3 protein-coding genes and 1 pseudogene are annotated in these 2683 nt (G+C 34.6%); all 4 read left to right on the top strand.

From position 1 onward, the window contains the following. A pseudogene (locus J6V67_RS03825) lies at window positions 1-256 on the top strand (hypothetical protein); the annotation flags it as partial. Further along, entirely contained in the window at window positions 253-1446 is a 1194-nt protein-coding gene (locus tag J6V67_RS03820) for a capsular biosynthesis protein (RefSeq protein WP_291858995.1), read from the top strand. The pseudogene J6V67_RS03825 and the gene J6V67_RS03820, both read left to right, overlap by 4 nt. A gap of 45 nt (window positions 1447-1491) precedes the next feature. After that, a complete protein-coding gene (locus J6V67_RS03815; RefSeq protein WP_291858992.1) occupies window positions 1492-2274 on the top strand; it encodes an ABC transporter permease in 783 nt (260 codons plus the stop codon). Next, a partial coding sequence (locus J6V67_RS03810; RefSeq protein WP_291858989.1) for an ABC transporter ATP-binding protein occupies window positions 2271-2683 on the top strand: 413 nt, incomplete at its 3' end. The genes J6V67_RS03815 and J6V67_RS03810, both read left to right, overlap by 4 nt.

Here is a 2683-nt window from a genome sequence, read left to right as displayed (position 1 = left end):
TAAAAAACCACAGCCACGCAGGTATAGAAGTTTAAGTAGCGATGAGTTAATAGCTGGGGCGTATTTGCTCTATCCTAGATATATTCATCCATTAAATTTAGAAGCATGTGAAGCGTGTGATTTAGTAGTGGCGCTTCAAGAGCAAAGAGCAAGGTTGCAACAGCCTATAAATGCACTATTGCATAAGGCAAAATCGCTATATGCAAGAGTCGGACAAAAGCTTTTATATGTAGTTTTATTTGTGGTAAAAAGATGAGATTAGAAGATAGAATCGGTAATATTGGTGGTAAAAATATTCTTCTTTTGCAAGGTCCTATGGGGGATTTTTTTAATAAGCTAGAGCAAATTTGCGTGCAAAAGGGTGGGCATGTTATGCGAATTGGCTTTAATGCTGGTGATGCATATTTTGCAAAAACGCAAAGTTATTACCCATATAAAGGAAGACCAAAGCAGTGGCCTAAATTTATTAAAAAATTTTATCAAGATAATAATATTGATATTGTATTTTTATTTGGCGATTGTAGATTTTATCATAAAAAAGCCATTGAGATTGCTAGAGGATTAGGTCTTGATCTTTATGTGTTTGAAGAGGGGTATCTAAGGCCGGGGTTTATCACAATGGAGTATTATGGGGTAAATCACCACTCAAGGATGCCAAGAGAGCGTAAATTTTACGATAATTATGAGCCGCAAAATGAATCAGTTAGTGCAAAATCTCGTTCAACATATGGATTGATGGCTTGGTGGGCATTGCAGTATTATGTGGTAGCAAATATATTTTATTTTTTATATCCGCATTATATTCATCATAGGGATTTTTCACCGATTAAAGAGGCCTTTTATGGAATTAGAAATTTATTAAGAAAGATTAAGTATAAATTTAGCGAGCGTGGATTAGAGGCCAAATTTGAGGGTGATCTAAGTGGAAAGTATTACTTTGTGCCGATTCAAACCCATGATGATTTTCAGGTGAGGACACATTCTAGATTTAGGACGATGGAGAGCTTTATTGAGTATATTATATCTTCATTTGCTAGTCATGCACCAAAGGATATGAAACTACTCTTTAAACACCACCCGATGGATAGAGGCAAGAAAAATTATAGCGCATATATTAATTATTTAGCCAAAATTTATAGAGTTGATGAGCGTGTAATGATAGCTTTTGATTCGCATCTACCTACAGTTATTAAAAATGCCAAGGCCGTTGTACTAATTAATAGCACTGTTGGGCTAAATGCTTTGCACTATTTAAAGCCTACGCTTTGTTTGGGTAAATCGATGTATGATATCGATGGGTTAACGACAAAAGATGTGAGTTTGGATTATTTTTGGAGTGGACAAAGACCAGTAGATAGAGCGCTTTATGCTAAATTTAGAGCTTATTTGATAGATCATACGCAGGTACTTGGGAGCTATTATTTGCGTGATGGGATTGAGTTTTAAATTTAATTTAGTATAATTAGAGGTTAAGATTTTTGGAGGAGCGTAGTGCTAAATGTTATCAGGGCGCTATTTTTTAGAGAGCTAAAGACTAGATTTGGTAAAAATAGACATCTGGGTTACTTTTGGGTAGTGGGTGAACCATTGATGCAGATACTTATCATCACGATTTTTATCACCCTTATACGGGAATTTAGAGGCTCAATCTCGATACCTGGCAATATACCTATTTTTATGTTTTTAGCTTGTGGGATTATTCCTTTTTTTATGTTTAGAAATATTGTTACTAAGCTTATGGGTGGAATAGCTGGAAATTTATCCCTATTTTTTTATAAGCCCGTTCGACCGATACATGTGTTTTTAGCTAGAACTTTGCTTGAGTTTTGTATATATTCAGTAATATTTTTATGTGTTATGATTTTAGTAGGTTGGTTTGTCGGTTATGATGTATTTCCAAGAGACTTTTTAGCAGCGTTTGGTTGTGTGATTTTGATGGTATTATCTGGGTTTAGCATTGGTGTGATTTTTGCTATTATTACACATTTTGTCGAACCGCTTAAGATATTTTTAACATATATTATCATGGCACTTTATCTGCTCTCTTGCGTGGTATTTCCTATTTGGATTATTCCAACTGCATTGCTTGAGTATTTTTTATATAATCCAATGTTGCATATATGTGAAAGCCTAAAATATTACTACTTTGATAGTTATCCGCTAGTTGATGGTATAAATTTGATTTACCCAATAGTATTTAATATCATAATGCTATTTATAGGTTTTTGGTTTTATTATTATAAACGTAGAGAATTAGTAGCGAGTAGGCCATGATAAAATTAGATAATCTAACCAAATTTTACCCACTTAGCAATGGTGATAAGCACTTTGTTTTTCGTGAGTTTACCTTTACTTTTCCAGATGATTGCAGTATTGGATTAATAGGTAGAAATGGCGCTGGTAAATCTACTCTTATGCGGTTATTAAGCGGTGCTGATATTCCAAATGCTGGTAGAGTCATCACTGATAAGAAAATCTCATGGCCAGTAGGGTTAGCGGGCGGATTTCAAGCCAGTCTATCAGCTAGGGATAATGTCAAATTTGTTGCTAGGGTTTATGGATATAAAGGTGAAGCATTAGAAGAGAAGGTGCGATATATCGAAGAATTCGCTGAAATTGGTAAATATTTTGATGAGCCAATGAATACTTATTCATCTGGTATGCGCTCACGCATAGGATTTGG

The organism is Campylobacter sp. (assembly GCF_017646085.1).
Lineage (GTDB): Bacteria > Campylobacterota > Campylobacteria > Campylobacterales > Campylobacteraceae > Campylobacter.
Note: the sequence above shows the minus strand (reverse complement) of the source record. Positions and strands in the feature narration are given on the sequence as shown.